The 1,473-nt window shown below is 49.3% G+C and carries 1 protein-coding gene; it reads left to right on the top strand.

All coding sequences use genetic code 11. The features are described from left to right. The first annotated feature begins 78 nt into the window (after window positions 1-78). Entirely contained in the window at window positions 79-1,371 is a 1,293-nt protein-coding gene (gene ltrA / locus L323_RS33085; protein ID WP_020815955.1) for a group II intron reverse transcriptase/maturase, read from the top strand. Window positions 1,372-1,473: the final 102 nt, after the last annotated feature.

Genomic DNA, 1,473 nt, shown 5'->3' with positions numbered 1-1,473 from the left:
AAGGAACCGCAGGACAACACAACCTACGGGAGGGAAGGAGCCCTGCTTTGTTCAAGTTTCTGAAGGAGGTACGAGTCAGTGAATGCCAAACGGCTAACCACACCAAAGGAAAACGTTCAACAACTCCAAGAGAAACTAGGTCATGCGGCCAAGGAAAGCAAGAAGCGAAGGTTTCACGCGCTGTACGACAAGGTCTACCGGCTAGACATCCTTTGGGAGGCATGGCAAAGAGTGCGAGCCAATAAGGGGTCGGCAGGAATTGACGGAGAGACGCTGGCAGACATCGAGAAACAGGGAGAAGTACTGTTTGTGCACGAATGTCAACGTCTTCTAAAGGAAGGTAACTACCATCCGCAACCTGTAAGACGCCACTACATTCCGAAGAAAGATGGCAAACAGCGACCGCTGGGTATTCCCACGGTGAGAGACCGCGTCATTCAGATGGCAACTAAACTAGTCATTGAACCCATCTTCGAGGCAGACTTTCAAGAAACGTCATTCGGGTTTAGGCCAAAGAGAAGTGCGAAGCAAGCGCTAGATCGCATCCGGAAAGCATGCAACCGTAAAGGGAATTGGGTGGTCGACGTCGACATCCAAGGCTACTTCGACAACATCAATCAGGAGAAGCTTATGAAGCTGGTCGAAATGCGAATCAGTGACAGGCGAATCCTGAAACTGGTGAGGAAGTGGTTAGGCGCGGGAGTAATGGAGGAAGGAAAGATCAGACGTTCAGATTTAGGAACACCGCAAGGTGGGGTCATTTCACCGCTCTTGGCGAACATCTACCTGAATTACTTCGATCTCTTGTGGGAACGGCATGGCAGTAAGGTTGGGGAACTCACACGTTACGCGGACGATCTAGTGGTCATCTGCAAAACAAAGAAGGATGCGGACCGGGCGTATGAACTCATAAGAGCGATTATGGAACGCCTTGAACTAACCCTTCATCCAACGAAAACGCGCATTGTCGGACTATGGACAGGAGAAGATGGCTTCGACTTCTTAGGTATGCACCATCGAAAGACCAAAGCCGAAACTTCCAAGGGCCAAGTGTACTACACAACACAACAATGGTTGTGTCGCAAGGCCGAGGAGCGGATACGGGAAGTCGTGAAGGAGCGGTTAGCCCCACCGAGCATGCGCCACAAAACATTCCAGGAACACCTAGAATACCTGAACCCAAAAATACAAGGGTGGCGTAACTATTACTTCACAGCCTACAGCCAAAAGAAGATGGCAAAATTAGATTGGTACATCCTACAGCGGTTCGCAAAGTGGTATGCCAAGAAGCATCAACGTGCTCGTTGGTTGAGTTCACTACGCGAAGTGAAATCATTATCCATACAATATGGACTCAAGACGCTTTTGTAATCTGTACGCACATGAATGACGAACATCGGAAAGCCGTATGAGGGAAAACCTCACGTACGGTTTGATGAGGAGGGGCAGAAATATTCTGCCCTTTACTCTAGT

It is taken from the genome of Ruminiclostridium papyrosolvens C7 (assembly GCF_000421965.1).
Classification (GTDB): domain Bacteria; phylum Bacillota; class Clostridia; order Acetivibrionales; family DSM-1351; genus Ruminiclostridium; species Ruminiclostridium papyrosolvens_A.
The sequence above is the reverse complement of the archived record's forward strand: the minus strand, read 5'-3'. Positions and strand labels throughout refer to the sequence as shown.